Annotated in this window: 13 protein-coding genes; 8 read left to right on the top strand and 5 right to left on the bottom strand. The window is 71.9% G+C overall.

The window, feature by feature from the left end:
- Positions 1 to 50: 50 nt before the first annotated feature.
- Together ACFY3C_RS24430 and ACFY3C_RS24435 are read left to right on the top strand one after the other, a co-directional pair.
- Positions 51 to 1529 carry a 3' terminal RNA ribose 2'-O-methyltransferase Hen1 gene (locus ACFY3C_RS24430; protein ID WP_390772225.1) on the top strand — a complete coding sequence of 493 codons (1479 nt, stop codon included), beginning with the start codon at positions 51 to 53 and terminating at the stop codon, positions 1527 to 1529.
- Positions 1526 to 4069 (top strand): polynucleotide kinase-phosphatase, encoded by a 2544-nt coding sequence (locus ACFY3C_RS24435; protein ID WP_390772226.1) that lies wholly within the window; start codon positions 1526 to 1528, stop codon positions 4067 to 4069. The genes ACFY3C_RS24430 and ACFY3C_RS24435 overlap by 4 nt, the downstream gene beginning before the upstream one ends.
- An 8-nt stretch (positions 4070 to 4077) precedes the next feature.
- Here the strand turns inward: ACFY3C_RS24435 and ACFY3C_RS24440 are convergent, their stop codons facing one another.
- Positions 4078 to 4968, bottom strand: a complete 891-nt coding sequence (locus tag ACFY3C_RS24440; RefSeq protein ID WP_390772227.1) for a hypothetical protein — start codon at positions 4966 to 4968, stop codon at positions 4078 to 4080.
- A complete protein-coding gene (locus ACFY3C_RS24445) occupies positions 4965 to 6119 on the bottom strand; it encodes an SPFH domain-containing protein (RefSeq protein ID WP_390772228.1) in 1155 nt (384 codons plus the stop codon). The genes ACFY3C_RS24440 and ACFY3C_RS24445 overlap by 4 nt, the downstream gene beginning before the upstream one ends.
- A 131-nt stretch (positions 6120 to 6250) precedes the next feature.
- Here ACFY3C_RS24445 and ACFY3C_RS24450 point away from each other — a divergent pair, with 131 nt between their 5' ends.
- The 3 genes from ACFY3C_RS24450 to ACFY3C_RS24460 all read left to right on the top strand — a co-directional run bounded on the left by ACFY3C_RS24450 (position 6251) and on the right by ACFY3C_RS24460 (position 10183).
- Positions 6251 to 7474: an arginine deiminase gene (locus tag ACFY3C_RS24450; protein WP_386575778.1), complete on the top strand. Its 1224-nt coding sequence runs from the start codon at positions 6251 to 6253 to the stop codon at positions 7472 to 7474.
- 122 nt (positions 7475 to 7596) lie between these two features.
- Positions 7597 to 8625, top strand: coding sequence for an ornithine carbamoyltransferase (gene argF, locus ACFY3C_RS24455; RefSeq protein ID WP_390772229.1), 1029 nt, complete (start codon positions 7597 to 7599; stop codon positions 8623 to 8625).
- 112 nt (positions 8626 to 8737) lie between these two features.
- The gene (locus ACFY3C_RS24460; RefSeq protein ID WP_390772230.1) at positions 8738 to 10183 is read left to right on the top strand and encodes an amino acid permease; all 1446 of its coding nucleotides are present in this window, start codon (positions 8738 to 8740) and stop codon (positions 10181 to 10183) included.
- On the opposite strand, the gene ACFY3C_RS24465 is transcribed toward ACFY3C_RS24460, so the two are convergent.
- Positions 10143 to 10595, bottom strand: coding sequence for an ATP-binding protein (locus ACFY3C_RS24465; RefSeq protein ID WP_145884085.1), 453 nt, complete (start codon positions 10593 to 10595; stop codon positions 10143 to 10145). The genes ACFY3C_RS24460 and ACFY3C_RS24465 overlap by 41 nt on opposite strands.
- Positions 10596 to 10891: 296 nt before the next feature.
- Here ACFY3C_RS24465 and ACFY3C_RS24470 point away from each other — a divergent pair, with 296 nt between their 5' ends.
- From ACFY3C_RS24470 to ACFY3C_RS24480, 3 genes are read left to right on the top strand one after another with little or no spacing between them, the layout of a single operon-like run.
- Positions 10892 to 11719: an enoyl-CoA hydratase family protein gene (locus ACFY3C_RS24470; RefSeq protein ID WP_390772231.1), complete on the top strand. Its 828-nt coding sequence runs from the start codon at positions 10892 to 10894 to the stop codon at positions 11717 to 11719.
- Positions 11720 to 11721: 2 nt separating this feature from the next.
- Positions 11722 to 14103 carry a bifunctional salicylyl-CoA 5-hydroxylase/oxidoreductase gene (locus ACFY3C_RS24475; protein ID WP_390772232.1) on the top strand — a complete coding sequence of 794 codons (2382 nt, stop codon included), beginning with the start codon at positions 11722 to 11724 and terminating at the stop codon, positions 14101 to 14103.
- A gap of 49 nt (positions 14104 to 14152) precedes the next feature.
- Positions 14153 to 14656, top strand: coding sequence for a hypothetical protein (locus ACFY3C_RS24480; protein ID WP_390772233.1), 504 nt, complete (start codon positions 14153 to 14155; stop codon positions 14654 to 14656).
- 45 nt (positions 14657 to 14701) lie between these two features.
- Here the strand turns inward: ACFY3C_RS24480 and ACFY3C_RS24485 are convergent, their stop codons facing one another.
- Positions 14702 to 15517, bottom strand: coding sequence for a PaaX family transcriptional regulator C-terminal domain-containing protein (locus ACFY3C_RS24485; RefSeq protein ID WP_390772234.1), 816 nt, complete (start codon positions 15515 to 15517; stop codon positions 14702 to 14704).
- A 15-nt stretch (positions 15518 to 15532) separates the two neighbouring features.
- Positions 15533 to 17125: an AMP-binding protein gene (locus ACFY3C_RS24490; protein ID WP_390772235.1), complete on the bottom strand. Its 1593-nt coding sequence runs from the start codon at positions 17123 to 17125 to the stop codon at positions 15533 to 15535.
- Positions 17126 to 17186: the final 61 nt, after the last annotated feature.

The following is a 17186-nucleotide window of genomic DNA, read 5'->3' on the forward strand; positions in this document are numbered from 1 at the left end:
CGCTCTAAAACCGATGGTCAGAGCGCGCCGTACGCGGGAGACTCGGACGCGTGTTCCTGACGATATCCACGAGCGGCACCGCCGCCCTCCCCGCCACCGACCTCGGGTTCCTGCTGCACAAGCATCCCGACAAGGCGCAGAAGTTCTCGACCTCCTACGGCACCGCGCACGTCTTCTACCCGGAGGCGGACGCCGAGCGCTGCACGGCCGCGCTGTTGCTCGAGGTCGATACGGTCGCGCTGGTCCGGCGGGGCAAGGGCAAGGGTCGTGGCGGAGCACCCGACGCGGCGCTCGCGCAGTACGTCAACGACCGCCCCTACGCGGCCTCCTCGCTGCTCGCGGTCGCACTGAGCGGCGTGTTCTCCAGCGCCCTGCGGGGCGTGTGCAACGCCCGCCCGGAGCGGGCCGCCGAGCCCCTGCCGCTGCGCATCGAGGTGCCCGCACTGCCCGCCCGAGGCGGCCCCGACCTCGTACGACAGCTCTTCGAACCGCTCGGCTGGGCGGTGACGGCCGAACCCGTCGCCCTCGACACCGAGTTCCCCGAGTGGGGCGATTCACGCTACGTCCGCCTCGTCCTGGAGTCGGAGAAGCTGACCCTCGCCGAGGCGCTGCGCCACCTGTACGTGCTGCTGCCCGTCCTCGACGACGCCAAGCACTACTGGGTCTCCTCCGAGGAGGTCGACAAGCTGCTGCGGGCCGGCGAGGGCTGGCTGCCCACGCACCCGGAGCAGAAGCTGATCACCAGCCGGTACCTGTCCCGTCGCTGGTCGCTGACCCGGCAGGCGATGGAGCGGCTGGAGCTGGTGCGCCTGGCCGAGGCCGACGACAGCGAGGTCGAGTCGATCGACAACGCCGTGGCTCAGGAGTCGGAGGCCGAGGAGAAGCCGACCCCGCTCGCCGTGCAGCGGCGCGAGGCGATCCTCGGCGCCCTGCACGCGTCCGGCGCCGCCCGGGTGCTCGACCTGGGCTGCGGGCAGGGCCAGTTGGTGCAGGCACTGCTCAAGGACGTGCGGTTCAGCGAGGTCGTCGGCGTCGACGTGTCCGTGCGGGCCCTCACCATCGCCTCGCGGCGGCTGAAGCTCGACCGGATGGGGGAGCGGCAGGCGGCCCGCGTCAAGCTCTTCCAGGGCTCGCTCGCCTACACCGACAACCGGCTCAAGGGCTACGACGCAGCCGTGCTCAGCGAGGTGATCGAGCACCTCGACCTGCCCCGGCTGCCCGCCCTGGAGTACGCCGTGTTCGGACACGCGCGCCCGCGCACGGTCCTCGTGACCACCCCGAACGTCGAGTACAACGTCCGCTGGGAGACCCTGCCCGCCGGACACGTCCGGCACGGCGACCACCGCTTCGAGTGGACCCGCGAGGAGTTCCGCACATGGTCGGCGGCCGTGGCCGAACGGTACGGCTACGAGGTCGACTTCGAGCCGGTCGGGCCCGACGACCCCGAGGTGGGGCCGCCCACCCAGATGGCCGTGTTCCACCGCGACGAGATCCTGGGCGACACTCCGAAGGAGGCGAAGGCAGCATGACCGAGACGCAGAACAAGGGACGGGTCCTTCCCGTCACCGACCTCTCCCTCGTCGTCCTCGTCGGTGCCTCCGGCTCGGGCAAGTCCACCTTCGCCCGCCGGCACTTCAAGCCCACCGAGGTGATCTCCTCCGACTTCTGCCGCGGTCTCGTCTCCGACGACGAGAACGACCAGAGTGCGAGCGGGGACGCCTTCGACGTCCTGCACTACATCGCCGGCAAGCGGCTGGCCGCCGGCCGCCGTACCGTCGTCGACGCCACCAGCGTGCAGCAGGACAGCAGGCGCCAGCTCATCGAGCTGGCCAAGAAGTACGACGTGCTGCCCATCGCCATCGTGCTGGACGTGCCCGAGGAGGTGTGCGCGGAGCGCAACGCGGCCCGCACCGACCGCGCCGACATGCCCCGCCGGGTCATCCAGCGGCACATCCGCGAACTCCGCCGCTCCCTCAGGCGCCTGGAGCGCGAGGGCTTCCGCAAGGTGCACGTCCTGCGCGGGGTCGAGGAGGTCGACGGCGCCACCGTCGTCACCGAGAAGCGCTTCAACGACCTGACCCACCTCACCGGCCCCTTCGACATCATCGGCGACATCCACGGCTGTGCCTCCGAACTGGAGTCCCTGCTGGCCAGGTTGGGCTATGCCGACGGCGTGCACCCGGAGGGCCGTACCGCCGTCTTCGTCGGCGACCTGGTCGACCGCGGCCCGGACAGCCCCGGCGTGCTGCGCCGGGTGATGTCGATGGTCGGGTCCGGGAACGCGCTGTGCGTGCCCGGCAACCACGAGAACAAGTACGGCCGTTACCTCAAGGGCCGCAAGGTCCAGCACACCCACGGGCTCGCCGAGACCATCGCGCAGATGGAGGGCGAGAGCGAGGAGTTCAGGGCGGAGGTGCGCCGCTTCCTGGAGGGGCTGGTCAGCCACTACGTGCTCGACGGCGGGAGGCTGGTCGTCTGCCACGCCGGTCTGCCCGAGAAGTACCACGGCCGCACCTCCGGCCGGGTGCGCTCGCACGCGCTGTACGGCGACACCACCGGAGAGACCGACGAGTTCGGGCTGCCCGTGCGCTACCCGTGGGCGGAGGACTACCGGGGCCGCGCGGCCGTGGTCTACGGGCACACCCCGGTCCCGGAGGCCACCTGGCTGAACAACACCATCTGCCTGGACACCGGCGCCGTCTTCGGCGGCAAGCTGACCGCGCTGCGCTGGCCGGAGCGCGAGCTGGTGGACGTAGCGGCGGAGCAGGTCTGGTACGAGCCGACGAAGCCGCTGCGCAGCGAGGCGCCCGGCGGGCACGACGGGCGGCCGCTGGACCTGGCGGACGTGTACGGCCGCAGGGCCGTGGAGACCCGGCACGCGGGCCGGGTCGCGATCCGCGAGGAGAACGCGGCCGCGGCCCTGGAGGTCATGAGCCGCTTCGCGGTCGACCCGCGCCTGCTGCCGTACCTGCCGCCGACGATGGCACCGACGGCGACCTCGCAGGTCGACGGCCACTTGGAGCACCCGCAGGAGGCCTTCGCGCAGTACGCGGCGGACGGGGTCGCGCGGGTCGTGTGCGAGGAGAAGCACATGGGCTCGCGGGCGGTGGCCCTGGTGTGCCGGGACGCGGACGCGGCACGGGAGCGGTTCGGTGTGGACGGCCCCACGGGGTCCCTGTACACCCGTACCGGGCGGCCGTTCTTCGACGACGAGCAGGTGACCGAGGAGATCCTCGGCCGGCTGCGGTCGGCCGTCGCGGACGCGGGCCTGTGGGAGGAGCTGGACACGGACTGGCTGCTGCTGGACGCCGAGCTGATGCCATGGTCGCTGAAGGCCTCGGGTCTGCTGCGCAGCCAGTACGCGGCCGTGGGCGCCGCCTCCGGTGCCGTGTTCCCCGGTGCGCTCGCCGCACTGGAGGCCGCGGCGGACCGTGGCACCGACCTGGGCGGGCTGCTGGACCGGCAGCGGGACCGCGCCGCGGACGCGGCCGCGTTCACCGACGCCTACCGCCGTTACTGCTGGACGACCGACGGCCTGGACGGGGTCCGCCTGGCCCCCTTCCAGATCCTGGCCGTCCGCGGGCGCAGCCTGGCCGCGCTGCCGCACGACGAGCAGCTGGCCCTGCTCGACCGGCTGGTCGAGCACGACGGCACCGGCCTGCTGCAGACCACCCGGCGGCTGTACGTCGACACGGGCGACCCCGAGTCGGTCCGCGCCGGCGTCGACTGGTGGCTGGAGATGACCGGCCGGGGCGGCGAGGGCATGGTCGTCAAGCCGGTCGGGGCGGTGGTCCGCAGCCCGGAGGGCCGGCTGGTCCAGCCCGGCATCAAGTGCCGGGGCCGGGAGTACCTGCGGATCATCTACGGTCCCGAGTACACCCGGCCGGACAACCTCGCCAAGCTGCGGCAGCGGTTCCTGAACCACAAGCGGTCGCTGGCGATCCGCGAGTACGCCCTCGGCCTGGAGGCCCTGGACCGGCTCGCGGACGGGGAGCCGCTGTGGCGGGTGCACGAGGCGGTGTTCGGGGTGCTGGCCCTGGAGTCAGAGCCGGTCGACCCGCGCCTGTGAGCCGGGGCCTAGCCCGCCAGCCTGAGCCGCTGCCCGCACACCCCCACCCGGACCGTCTGCCCCCAGGTGAGCTGGAGCGCGTCGGTCTCGATGCCGTCGCCGAAGGCGATGAGCCGGTCGGACTCCACGGTGACCGTCAGGGACGCCGAGGCCGCGAGTTCACCCGCCACCAGGGTCGTACCGGTGGCGGGTGACGGCCAGGCCTCCCGGACGAACCACACCAGCCGGTCCTCGGTGGGGGAGGGGAGCGGGAGCCGGCTGCCCCGCTCCTGCCACACCGAGCGCAGCCAGCCGGTCGCGCCGGTGCCGGTCCCGACCAGCACCCCGGAGGAGGCCTGGGCCTCGACGGCACCCCCGTCGTCGTCGAGGCCCAGGCGGTAGCGGGCGGTCTGGTGGCCCGGTGTGCCGAGGTAGATCTCGTTGAGCGCCACCAGCCGCTGGGTGTCGTCGGCGACGGCCTCGACCATGGTGAGTTCGTCCACCGTGGTCGCCGCCGCCGACAGGAGCTTCGCCGCGTCCTGCGGGCGGTGCCGTACCAGCACCCCCGGGTTGCGGCCCGGGTCGGTGTCGATGCCGATCACCGGCTGGCCCGTCAGGTACTTGGCGGCGTTGGCCACCAGCCCGTCCTGGCCGACCACCACGACCACGTCCTCCGGCGCGAACAGGAACCGGTCCAGGTCGGCCCGCTCCACCTGTGCCTGACGCCAGGTCAGCGGCACGGCCGAGGTCACCTCGGCCAGGGCGCCGCGGGCCCGGCGGTGGCGTTCGGCGACCTCCTCGATGTCCCGGCCCCGGGAGGCGAGGAAGAAGGCGGCCTGGCCGTGTGTGCCGTGCCGGGCCACCAACTCCTCGTACTCCGTGGTGCGATGGACCAGCACGGCGCGCGGCGCGAGGCTCACCGCGCCGCCTCGGACGGGCCGCCGCCCAGCTTCGCGAGCAGTCCGGTCAGCACGTCCGGGGAGACCGTCACGCTGTCGATGCGCGGCAGGTTCTCGGCCAGCCGGGTCGCGGTGAGCGCCTGCAGCGTCGCCGTCCCGTCGATCCCGGCCTCCGCGTGCACCCGCAGCCAGGCGGCCTGGGCCTGCGCCCGCGCCTCGCCGACCTCGCGCGCGCCCTCGGCCTCCGCGCGGGCGACCCGCTCGGCCCGCGCGGCCTCGGCCTCGGCGAGCCGCAGGGTCCGCGCCGCCTCCGCCTCGGTGAGCTTCAGGGTCCGGGCCGCCTCGGCCTCCGCGAGCTTGACCGACCGCGCCGCCTCGGCCTCCGCGAGCTTGACCGACCGCGCGGCCTCCGCCTGGGCGCGCACCGCGTCCGCGGCCGCCTGCTCCTCGGCCTCGCGGCGCGCGTTGGTGCCCCGCTGCTCGACCAACTGCTCCTCGCGGCGGGCGAGTTCGATCCGGCTGGCCAGTTCGTTCTCGGCGATGGTCCGCTCCCGCTCGACCGCGACGGCCCGCCGCTCGTAGGTCGCCCGGTCGGCCTCCTGCTGGATCTGTTCCCGGGCCGGGGTGCGCAGCGCCCGCTCCACCTCTGGTTCCGGACGCAGCGCCATCACGCGTACGGCGACCACCTCGATGCCGGTGGCGGGCAGCCGCGGCTCGGCGCCGAGGCCCGCGGCAACCCGCTCGCGCACCGCCGCGACGCCGTCGGCCAGCGCCGCCGAGAGCGGCGTACGGGCGAGGACGTCCAGCGCGTGCTGCTGGGCCGTCTCGGTGAGCAGGGTGCCCAGCTGTTCCAGCGGGGTGCCGCGCCAGGCGCCGGTGTCGGGGTCGATCGAGAAGTCCAGGCGGGCGGCGGCGACGGCCGGGTCGGCGATCCGGTAGGTGACCGTCGCCTGCACCGCCACGTCCTGGAAGTCGGAGGTGCGGGCGTGGAAGGTCATCGCCAGCTCCCGGTCGTCCACCGGCACCTCGGACAGCGCGGCGGTCAGCGGGCGGAACCAGAAGCTGAGCCCGGGACCGTCGTGGACCAGCGTGCCGGAGCGGTGGTGGCGGATGTGCGCCGTGGGCGCGCCGCGCAGATGGCGCCAGCCCAGGCGCCGGGTGATGTCGGCCATGAGTCCCCCTCACTTTTCGTCATGGCGACGATAATCATGCAGTCCGCTTCTCGTCAAGAGGACGAAAACAGGAAGGGACGGAAACGGCCAAGAAGGGCGTGAAGATGAGCAGCAATGGCCAGGATGGTGGCATGGCATATCACGTCGACTCCGAGGCCGGGCGGCTGCGCAGCGTGATCCTGCACCGGCCCGACCTGGAGCTCAAAAGGCTCACCCCCAGCAACAAGGACGCCCTGTTGTTCGACGACGTGCTGTGGGTGCGCCGGGCGCGCGCCGAGCACGACGGGTTCGCCGACGTCCTGCGCGACCGCGGGGTCGCCGTCCACCTCTTCGGTGACCTGCTCGCGGAGGCGCTGGAGATCCCGGCGGCGCGGGCGCTCGTCCTGGACCGGGTCTTCGACGAGAAGGAGTACGGCCCGCTCGCCACCGACCACCTGCGAGCCGCCTTCGAGACCCTGCCCGCGCGCGAGCTGACCGAGGCCCTCGTCGGCGGGATGACCAAGCGGGAGTTCCTGGCGGCGCACGAGGAGCCGACCTCCGTGCGGTTCCACGTCATGGACCTCGACGACTTCCTGCTCAGACCCCTGCCCAACCACCTCTTCACCCGTGACACCTCCGCCTGGATCTACGACGGCGTCTCCATCAACGCCATGCGCTGGCCGGCGCGGCAGCGCGAGACCGTGCACTTCGAGGCGATCTACCGGCACCACCCGCTCTTCCGCGACGAGCTGTTCCACATCTGGTCCGAGGGGCAGGCCGACTACCCGTCCACCATCGAGGGCGGCGACGTCCTGGTCATCGGCAACGGCGCGGTCCTCATCGGCATGAGCGAGCGCACCACCCCGCAGGCCGTCGAGATGCTCGCGCACAAGCTGTTCGCCGCGGGGTCCGCGCAGACGATCGTCGCGCTGGACATGCCCAAGAAGCGCGCCCTGATGCACCTCGACACCGTGATGACCATGGTCGACGGCGATGTCTTCACCCAGTACGCGGGCCTCGGCATGCTCCGCTCGTACACCATCGAGCCGGGCGCCGCCGACAAGGAGCTGAAGGTCACCGACCACCCGCCGGAGCACATGCACCGCGCGATCGCCGCCGCCCTCGGGCTCAGCGAGATCCGCGTCCTGACCGCCACCCAGGACGTCCACGCGGCCGAGCGTGAGCAGTGGGACGACGGCTGCAACGTGCTCGCCGTCGAGCCCGGTGTCGTCGTCGCCTACGAGCGCAACGTCACCACCAACACCCATCTGCGCAAGCAGGGCATCGAGGTGATCGAGATCCCGGGCAGCGAGCTGGGGCGGGGCAGGGGCGGCCCGCGCTGTATGAGCTGTCCCATCGAACGCGAGGCGGTGTGAGTGAGTCGGTGTGACCGAGTTGGTGTGATGACTGAGCCGGTGTGACGAAACGGGCTGTATATAAATGCTGACCGTCGTATAGAATTCCAAAGTCCGTGCACCCGTATCCCTGGAGCGCCCCCATGGCGACAGTCCCGACCGCCCTCACCGGCCGCCACTTCCTCAAGGAACTGGACTTCACCGAGGAGGAGTTCCGTGGTCTGGTCGAGCTGGCCGCCGAGCTGAAGGCCGCCAAGAAGGCGGGGGTCGAGACGCAGTACCTGCGCGGCAAGAACATCGCACTGATCTTCGAGAAGACCTCGACGCGCACCCGCTGCGCGTTCGAGGTCGCCGCCGCCGACCAGGGCGCCCACACCACCTACCTCGACCCGTCCGGCTCGCAGATCGGGCACAAGGAGTCCGTGAAGGACACCGCCCGCGTCCTCGGCCGGATGTTCGACGCCATCGAGTACCGCGGACACGGCCAGGGCGTGCTCGAGGAGCTGGCCACCTACGCCGCGGTCCCCGTCTACAACGGCCTCACCGACGAGTGGCACCCCACCCAGATGCTCGCCGACGTGCTCACCATGACCGAGCACAGCGACAAGCCGCTGACCGAGATCGCCTTCGCCTACCTCGGCGACGCACGGTACAACATGGGCAACTCCTACCTGGTCACCGGCGCCCTGCTCGGCATGGACGTCCGTATCGTCGCCCCCAAGCTGCTGTGGCCGGACGAGACGATCATCGAGGTGGCCCGGCAGCTCGCCACCGCCTCCGGCGCCCGGATCACCCTCACCGACGACGTGAAGGACGGCGTACGCGGCACCGACTTCATCGCCACCGACGTCTGGGTGTCGATGGGCGAGCCCAAGGAGGTCTGGGACGAGCGCATCGCGCTGCTCGGCCCGTACGCCGTGACCATGGACGTGCTCCGCGCCACCGGCAACGACCAGGTGAAGTTCCTGCACTGCCTGCCGGCCTTCCACGACCTCGGCACCGCCGTCGGCCGCGAGATCCACGAGCGGCACGGGCTGACCGAGCTGGAGGTCACCGACGAGGTGTTCGAGTCCGAGCACTCCGTCGTCTTCGACGAGGCCGAGAACCGGATGCACACGATCAAGGCGGTCCTGGTGGCCACCCTGGCGGGTGCGTCACACAGCGTTTCCTGACCCCCGTCACCAGGCCTTATCCTGACCGGCGGCCCGGCACCACCCCAGCCACGGCCGCCGCAGCGATCGACCACTGATCGCGCCCGCACCACCAGAAACGAGCACCACCCGCATGCCCGCTCCCCGCATCAAGTCCCCTGGCGCGCTCATAGCCGAGTCCGGCGCCGACCGTGAAGGCCACGGCCTCAAGCGCACGATGGGTCTCTTCCAGCTCATCTGCTTCGGCGTCGGCGCCATCGTCGGCACCGGCATCTTCGTCGGCCTCTCCGACTCCGTCGCCCAGGCCGGCCCCGCCGTGGTCGTCTCCTTCGTCCTCGCCGCGATCACCTGTGTCTTCACGGCCCTCTCCTTCGCCGAGCTGGGCGGCGCCATCCCGGTCTCCGGCTCCTCGTACTCCTTCGCCTACGCGGGCCTCGGCGAGTCCACCGCCTTCCTGGTCGGCTGGTGCCTGCTGCTGGAGTACGGCATCTCCATCTCGGCGGTCGCCGTCGGCTGGAGCCAGTACGTCAACGAACTGCTGCACAGCCTCACCGGCTGGCAGCTGCCCGCCGCCCTCTCGGCCGGTCCGGGCGACGGCGGCGTCGTGAACCTCCCCGCCGTGATCGTCATCGCGATGGCCTCCGTGCTCCTGGTCCGCGGGGTGCGCGAGAGCGCCCGGGCCACCGCCGCCATGGCGGCGGTGAAGCTCGTCATCCTGCTGGCCTTCTGCGCCATCGGCTACAGCGCCTTCAAGGACGGCAACCTCACCCCGTTCTCCCCGGCCGGCCTCGGCGGCATCGGCGCGGGCACCACCGCCGCCTTCTTCTCCTACATCGGCTTCGACGCGATCACCACGGCCGGCGAGGAGGCGAAGAACCCCCGCCGGGACATCCCCGTAGCGATCCTGGTCTGCATGGGTCTGGTCACCCTCCTCTACTGCGCGGTCGCGCTCGCCGCGATCGGCGCCATCGGCGCCGACCAGGTCGCCGGCCGCCCCGCCGCGCTGTCCTACGTCGTCAACGAGGTCACCGGCTCCACCGTCGGCGGCGGGGTCGTCGCCTTCGGCGCGGTCGTCGCCATCGCCTCCGTCGTCCTCGCCGTGATGTACGGCCAGACCCGCATCCTGATGTCGATGTCCCGGGACGGCCTGATCCCGCGCGTCTTCGAGAAGGTGTCGCCGCGCACCTCCACCCCGGTGGCCGGCACCCTCATCGTCGCGGTCGTCTTCGCGGTCCCGGCGGCCTTCGCCTCCCTCGACGCCGTGATGAACCTGTGCACCATCGGCACGCTCGCCATCATGGCCGTCGTCAACATCGCCGTGATCGCCCTGCGCCGCCGCGAGCCGGGCCTCGCCCGCAGCTTCCGGGTGCCGCTCTACCCCGTCGGCCCGCTGCTCGGCGTCGGCTTCTGCCTCTACCTGATGTACGAGACCGGCTGGCGGACCTGGATCCAGTTCGCCGTGTTCCTCGCGGTCGGAGCGCTCGTCTACGTCGCCTACGGGCGCCGGCACTCCACGATGGCCCAGCCGGCCGCAGAGGTCACGCCGGACGCCGCTGACCGGGAACCACAGGCAGTCTGAACCACACCGCCTTGCCCGACGGGGTCGGGCGGTGACCGCAGGACGAACTGAGGGCGCGGATCAGCAGCAGACCGCGCCCTCCCTCCTGCCAGGGGTCGGGCTCCTCGATCACCGGACGGGTGAGATGGCCGGGCGGTGCCGGATCCGGGTCGTGCACCTCGACCTGGCAGCCGCTCGGCAGCAGCTCGACGACCAGCTCGATCGGGCCACGCCCGTCGGTGTGCTCCACCGCGTTGGCGACCAGCTCGGCCGTGAGCAGCTCGGCGGTGTCGGGATCGGCTGCGTGCTCCACCTCGGCGAGGGCCGTACGGACCAGGGCACGCGCCACGGGCACCGCCGCTGCGGTGTGCGGCAGCGCGATGCGCCAGGAGGCCGGTTCGGTGGGGCGTTCGTACAAGGCGAGTCCGTTCATGGAGCAGGCTGTCCTGCTTTCAACCGTAGGAATGGTACGGGCCCGGCCACAGAGACCGTCGTCGGGCACCGCTCGGGACCTTCGGCCCCGGTACCGGGCGGCTTACCCGGCCGAACGCCCTGCCTCGCGCGGCTGTGCCCACTGTTACGACGCTGTGGACGATCGGTGACGCGCGTGACGGGACCCGGCCATCCCAGGACAGCGCTGTCGCGCCCTCATGACGACAGTCACAAAGACGTGTTAACTTCGTCGGGTAGCGCTGCGTGAGGCACCGCCCCCCTAGGAGGCCGCACGTCATGAGTCCTTTCACCGGCTCCGCCGCCCGCACCTCCGACTGGGAGCACCTGCGGGTCCAGCTCGCCGACGGGGTCGCCACCGTCACCCTCGCCCGCCCCGACAAGCTCAACGCGCTCACCTTCGGCGCCTACGCCGACCTGCGTGATCTGCTCGCCGAGCTGAGCCGCGAGCGGTCGGTCCGCGCCCTCGTCCTGGCCGGCGAGGGCCGCGGCTTCTGCTCAGGCGGCGACGTGGACGAGATCATCGGCGCCACCCTCTCCATGGACACCGCCCAGCTGCTCGACTTCAACCGGATGACCGGGCAGGTGGTACGGGCGATCCGCGAATGCCCGTTCCCGGTGATCGCCGCCCTGCACGGCGTGGCCGCCGGCGCGGGCGCGGTCCTGGCCCTCGCCGCCGACTTCCGCATCGCGGACCCCTCGGCCCGCTTCGCCTTCCTCTTCACCCGCGTCGGCCTCTCCGGCGGCGACATGGGCGCGGCCTACCTGCTGCCCCGGGTCGTCGGCCTCGGCCACGCCACCCGCCTCCTCATGCTGGGCGAGCCCGTACGCGCCCCCGAGGCAGAACGCATCGGCCTGATCAGCGAACTGACCGAGGAGGGTGCCGCGGACGAGACGGCTCTCACCCTGGCCCGCCGCCTGGCCGACGGCCCCGCCCTGGCGTACGCCCAGACGAAGGCCCTGCTCACAGCCGAGTTGGACATGCCCTTGGCGGCATCGATCGAACTGGACGCCTCGACCCAGGCCCTCCTGATGAACGGCGAGGACTACGCGGAATTCCACGCAGCGTTCACAGAGAAGCGCCCGCCGAAGTGGCAGGGACGGTAACCATGGAAGCTGACGTGAGGAACGAAGGGGCGCGGGGCTCTGTCGATTTGCGGCTCCGCCGCGGGGCGCGACCAGCCACAGACAACCCGCAGCCGCCCACGACGACCAGCCACCCCCAACGCATCGCGATCATCGGCGGAGGGCCCGGCGGCCTGTACGCGGCAGCGCTCCTGAAACGACTCGACCCAACCCGAGAAATCACGGTCTGGGAACGCAACGCCCCCGACGAAACCTTCGGCTTCGGAGTGGTCCTCTCCGACGAAACCCTGGGCGGCATCGAACACGCCGACCCCGAGGTCTACGAGGCCCTACAACGCGACTTCACCCGCTGGGACGACATCGACATCGTCCACCGAGCCACCCGCCAAACCTCCGGAGGACACGGCTTCGCGGCACTCGGCAGGAAACGCCTCCTGGAAATCCTGCACGACCGCTGCCGCACCCTCGGCGTGGACATCCGCTTCCGCACCGAAGCCCCCGACCCCAACCACCTCTCATCGACCCACGACCTCCTCGTCGCAGCCGACGGAGTCCACAGCGCCACCCGCCAGACCTACGCCCAGGTGTTCCGCCCCCAGGTGACCGAACACCGCTGCCGCTACATCTGGCTCGCCGCGGACTTCCCCTTCGACGCCTTCCGCTTCGAGATCGCCGAGACCGAGCACGGCGTGATGCAGCTGCACGGCTACCCGTATGCGGCCGACGCCTCCACCGTGATCGTCGAGATGCGCGAGGAGGTCTGGCAGGCGGCGGGATTCGACGAGGTCACCCCGCAGGAGTCCATCGAGCGCTGCGCCAAGATCTTCGCCGACGCGCTCGGCGGCAGGCCGCTGCGCTCCAACAACTCTGCCTGGACCACCTTCCGTACGGTGGTCAACGACCGCTGGTCGCACGGCAACGTCGTCCTCCTCGGGGACGCGGCCCACACCGCCCACTTCTCCATCGGCTCCGGCACCAAGCTCGCCGTGGAGGACGCACTGGCCCTGGCGGCCTGCCTGGAGGAACAGCCCGACGTGCCACGGGCGCTCGCGGCGTACGAGGAGGAGCGCAAGCCCGTCGTCGCCTCCACCCAGCGGGCCGCCCGGGCGAGCCTGGAGTGGTTCGAGAACGTGCGGCTGTACCTCGACCAGCCGCCCCGCCAGTTCGCCTTCAACCTCCTCACCCGCAGCCGCCGCGTCACCCACGACAACCTGCGGCTGCGCGACGCCCGCTTCACCGAGGCCGTCGAGCGCGAGTTCGGCTGCCCGTCCGGCACACCGCCGATGTTCACCCCGTTCCGGCTGCGCGGCCTGACCCTGCGCAACCGGGTCGTCGTGTCCCCGATGGACATGTACTCCGCGGTCGACGGCGTCCCCGGCGACTTCCACCTGGTCCACCTCGGCGCCCGTGCCCTCGGCGGGGCCGGTCTGGTGATGACCGAGATGGTGTGCGTCAGCGAGGAGGGCCGGATCACCCCCGGCTGCACCGGCCTCTACACCGGCCGCCAGGCGGAGGCCTGGAAGCGGATCACCGACTTCGTGCACGCCCAGGCACCGGGTACGGCGATCGGGGTGCAGCTCGGGCACTCCGGCCGCAAGGGTTCGACGAAGCTGATGTGGGAGGGCATGGACGAGCCGCTGACCGACGGCAACTGGCCGCTGACGGCCGCCTCCCCGCTGCCGTACAAGCCGGGCAGCCAGACCCCGCGCGAACTGACCCGGGCCCAGCTCACCGACATCCGCGAGCAGTTCGCCGCGTCCGCCTGGCGGGCCGCCCGCGCCGGCTTCGACCTGCTCGAACTGCACTGCGCCCACGGCTATCTGCTCTCCGGCTTCCTCTCCCCGCTCACCAACCGGCGCACCGACGCCTACGGCGGCTCGCTGGAGAAGCGGCTGAGGTTCCCGCTGGAGGTGTTCGACGCCGTACGCGCGGTGTGGCCGGAAGAGAAGCCCCTGACCGTGCGCATCTCGGCCACGGACTGGGCCGAGGGCGGCACCACCGCCGAGCACGCGGTCGAGACCGCCCGGGCCTTCGCGGCGCACGGTGCCGACGCCATCGACGTGTCGACGGGACAGGTGGTGGCCGAGGAGCGTCCGGAGTACGGGCGGTCGTACCAGACGCCGTTCGCCGACCGCATCCGGCACGAGGCCGGTGTCCCCGTGATCGCGGTCGGTGCGATCTCCTCCTGGGACGACGTGAACTCCCTGATCCTGGCCGGGCGCACGGACCTGTGCGCGCTGGCCCGGCCGCACCTGTACGACCCGCACTGGACCCTGCACGCGGCCGCCGAGCAGGGCTACGACGGTCCGGGCGTCGCCTGGCCCGCGCCCTACCGGGCGGGCAGCCGCCGTCCCCAGACCGGCCGGACCGATGCCCCGAAACCCCGCCTGACGCTCAGCCGCTGAGGCCCGTCTGCTGTACTCGCGTGCGAAGCGGCGAGACGACGGAGAGACCATGAGCGTGGTGTACGACTACTTCTGGGCGGCCGACCGGGCGACGGCGGTCGACTGGGCGATCGGCCCGGACGGGGACTGGCTGCGCGGAGGGTCGCTGGACGCGATGTGCGCGGACCGGCTGGAGGTGAAGGGCCTGGACCCGAATGTCGTGCTGGGCAAGTTGGTCTCCTTCGCCGCCGGCATACCGTTCGACAGCGTCGTGGACCCGGAACTGGTCTGGCCCGACCCGGTGGAGTGGCCGTACGGCCGACAGGCGCCGCCCGGCACGGCGTCGCCCTGGGATAGCGGCCTCATCCTCCAGGGCCTTCCCAACAGTTGGCGGGACATGCTCGCCGGGGTCGTCGAGGACGCCGTGTCCCTGCTCGCCCTCCAGTGGTTCGACATCGAGGAGATCCGCTTCGCCGACTACCTGGACGCGCAGGAGAGCGTCCGTATGTTCGTCGGGATGGCCCGCCGGGCCAGGGCGGCGGGTGCGCGGATGTACTGCTCCTGCATCGTGTGACCCGTCCAGCCGTTCGTCACTCACCCACTGAGCCACCGGCCGCCTTCAGCCCACCCCCACGAACTCCGCCCCGGCGTCCCGCAGCCGCTCGTGCAACCCCCGGAACACCTCCGCCGAGCGGACGCCCGGCCAGTCGGTGGGGAGGAGGTGGGTGGGGAGGCCGGGATCGGTGTAGGGGAGGTGGCGCCAGGAGTCGAGGGTCAGGAGGTAGTCGCGGTAGGCCTCCTCGGGCGGGGTGTCCGTGCGGTGCTCCCAGGCGCGCAGGACGGGGCCGTGGGCATCCAGGAAGCGCTCGTGCTCCTTGGCGATCGCCGCGAGGTCCCACCAGCGGGTGACGGCCTCGGGGGTGGGTGCGAAGCCGAGGTGCTCGCCGCGGAAGAAGTCGACGTACGGGTCGAGGCGGAGCCGGCGCAGGGTGTGCCGCGTCTCCTCGTACAGGCGGGCGGGGGCGATCCACACCCCGGGGGCCGCCGTGCCGAAGCCCAGGCCGGCCAGCCGGGAGCGCAGGACGTGCCGCTTCTGCCGCTCCGACTCGGGGACGGAGAAGACCGCCAGGACCCAGCCCTCGTCCTCGGGGGGCACCGTCGCGTAGATGCGGCGGTCGCCGTCCTCCAGCAACTGGCGCGCCTCCGGGGACAGCGCGTACCCGGCCGCGCCGCCCTCCGTGCGGGCCGGCAGCAGCAGGCCGCGGCGTTTGAGCCGGGACACCGAGGAGCGCACGGAGGGGGCGTCCACCCCGACCGCGGCCAGGAGCCGGATCAGCTCGGCGACGGGCAGGGGGCCGGGCATGAAGCGGCCGTACGCGCCGTAGAGCGTGACGATGAGGGACCTGGGGGCGTGCTGCTCGGACACGTTGATCATTTTAAGTCTTCGGCATCACTGCTGGTCACCTCCGGTGCGCAACCGGAACCGCTGCAGCTTGCCGGTGGCCGTGCGGGGCAGTGCGTCGAGGAAGACGAACTCGCGCGGGCATTTGTAGGGCGCCAGTTCGGACTTGAGGAAGGTGCGCAGGGACTCCGGGTCCGGCCGCGCTCCGTCCCGCAGCACCGTGTAGGCGACCACCACCTGGCCGCGCGCCTCGTCGGGGCGGCCGACGACCGCCGTCTCGACCACGTCGGGGTGGCGCAGCAGCGCGTCCTCCACCTCCGGTCCGGCGATGTTGTACCCCGCGGAGATGATCATCTCGTCGGCGCGGGCCACATAGCGGAAGTAGCCGTCGCTCTCGCGGACGTAGGTGTCGCCGGTGATGTTCCAGCCGCCGCGCACGTATTCCCGCTGCCGCGGGTCGGCGAGATAGCGGCAGCCGACCGGGCCGCGGACCGCGAGCAGGCCCGGCTCGCCGTCGGGCACCGGGTCCCCGTCGGCGTCCTGGACGCGCGCCTGCCAGCCCGGCACCGGGACGCCCGTCGTGCCGGGTCTGATCCGCTCGTCGGCCGCGGAGATGAAGATGTGCAGCAGCTCGGTGGCGCCGATGCCGTTGATGATGCGCAGCCCGGTGCGCTCCTGCCAGGCCCGCCAGGTGGCCACGGGCAGGTTCTCGCCGGCCGACACACAGCGCCGCAGGGACGAGGTGTCGTACCTGGCCAGGTGGTCGAGCATCGCCCGGTAGGCGGTCGGCGCGGTGAACAGGACCGAGACCCGGTGCTCGGCGATCGCGGGCAGCAGCTGGCGGGGGCCGGCCTGTTCGAGGAGCAGGGAGCTGGCGCCGGCCCGCATCGGGAAGATCACCAGTCCGCCCAGGCCGAAGGTGAAGCCGAGCGGGGGACTGCCGGTGAAGACGTCGTCCGCGTGGGGTCGCAGCACATGTCTGGAGAAGGTGTCCGCTATGGCCAGCACATCCCGGTGGAAGTGCATGCACCCTTTCGGGCGACCCGTGGTGCCTGAGGTGAACGCGATCAGGGCCACGTCGTCGGAGGCGGTGTCGACCGCCGGGTAGGGGGTGCCGGGCGCCGGGCGGTGCAGCAGGTCGTCGGCCGCGTCACCGCCGTACGCGGTGATGCGCAGGCCCGGTACCTCGGCCTTCGCCAGGTCGTCCAGGGCCCGGATGTCGCACAGCGCGTGCCGGACCTCGGCGATCTCGCACACCGTGGCCAGCTCGTGCGCGCGCTGCTGGGCCAGCACGGTGACCGCGACCGCGCCCGCCTTCAGCACGGCCAGCCAGCAGGCGGCCAGCCAGGGGGTGGTGGGGCCGCGCAGCAGGACCCGGTTGCCGGGTACGACGCCGAGTTCGCCGGTGAGGACATGGGCGATGCGGTCGACGCGGGCGCGCAGGTCGCCGTAGGTCCAGCTGGGGCCGTCCGGGGTGTGGAAGACCGGGCGGCCGGGGTCGGCGTGTTCGAGCAGCTCGACGGCGCAGTTCAGCCGTTCGGGGTAGCTCAGCTCCGGCAGCTCGAAACACAGGTCGGGCCACTCGTCCGGCGGCGGGAGGTGGTCGCGGGCGAAGGTGTCGACGTGGGCCGAGAGATGCATGGCGCCCCCTTGCCTGATGGGCTCGTGGTGGCCTCGCACAAGGAGCGTATCGTGTTGGTGA

Source organism: Streptomyces sp. NPDC001410 (assembly GCF_042895235.1).
In the GTDB taxonomy this organism is placed as follows: domain Bacteria; phylum Actinomycetota; class Actinomycetes; order Streptomycetales; family Streptomycetaceae; genus Streptomyces.

Bases quoted from the DNA above. Each gene is read 5' to 3' on its own strand.
- ACFY3C_RS24460 (WP_390772230.1), top strand. From the start codon at position 8,738: ATGCCCGCTCCCCGCATCAAGTCCCCTGGCGCGCTCATAGCCGAGTCC.
- ACFY3C_RS24485 (WP_390772234.1), bottom strand. From the start codon at position 15,517: ATGATCAACGTGTCCGAGCAGCACGCCCCCAGGTCCCTCATCGTCACG.
- ACFY3C_RS24480 (WP_390772233.1), top strand. From the start codon at position 14,153: ATGAGCGTGGTGTACGACTACTTCTGGGCGGCCGACCGGGCGACGGCG.
- ACFY3C_RS24490 (WP_390772235.1), bottom strand. From the start codon at position 17,125: ATGCATCTCTCGGCCCACGTCGACACCTTCGCCCGCGACCACCTCCCG.
- ACFY3C_RS24475 (WP_390772232.1), top strand. From the start codon at position 11,722: ATGGAAGCTGACGTGAGGAACGAAGGGGCGCGGGGCTCTGTCGATTTG.
- ACFY3C_RS24435 (WP_390772226.1), top strand. From the start codon at position 1,526: ATGACCGAGACGCAGAACAAGGGACGGGTCCTTCCCGTCACCGACCTC.
- argF (WP_390772229.1), top strand. From the start codon at position 7,597: ATGGCGACAGTCCCGACCGCCCTCACCGGCCGCCACTTCCTCAAGGAA.
- ACFY3C_RS24465 (WP_145884085.1), bottom strand. From the start codon at position 10,595: ATGAACGGACTCGCCTTGTACGAACGCCCCACCGAACCGGCCTCCTGG.
- ACFY3C_RS24450 (WP_386575778.1), top strand. From the start codon at position 6,251: ATGGCATATCACGTCGACTCCGAGGCCGGGCGGCTGCGCAGCGTGATC.
- ACFY3C_RS24470 (WP_390772231.1), top strand. From the start codon at position 10,892: ATGAGTCCTTTCACCGGCTCCGCCGCCCGCACCTCCGACTGGGAGCAC.
- ACFY3C_RS24445 (WP_390772228.1), bottom strand. From the start codon at position 6,119: ATGGCCGACATCACCCGGCGCCTGGGCTGGCGCCATCTGCGCGGCGCG.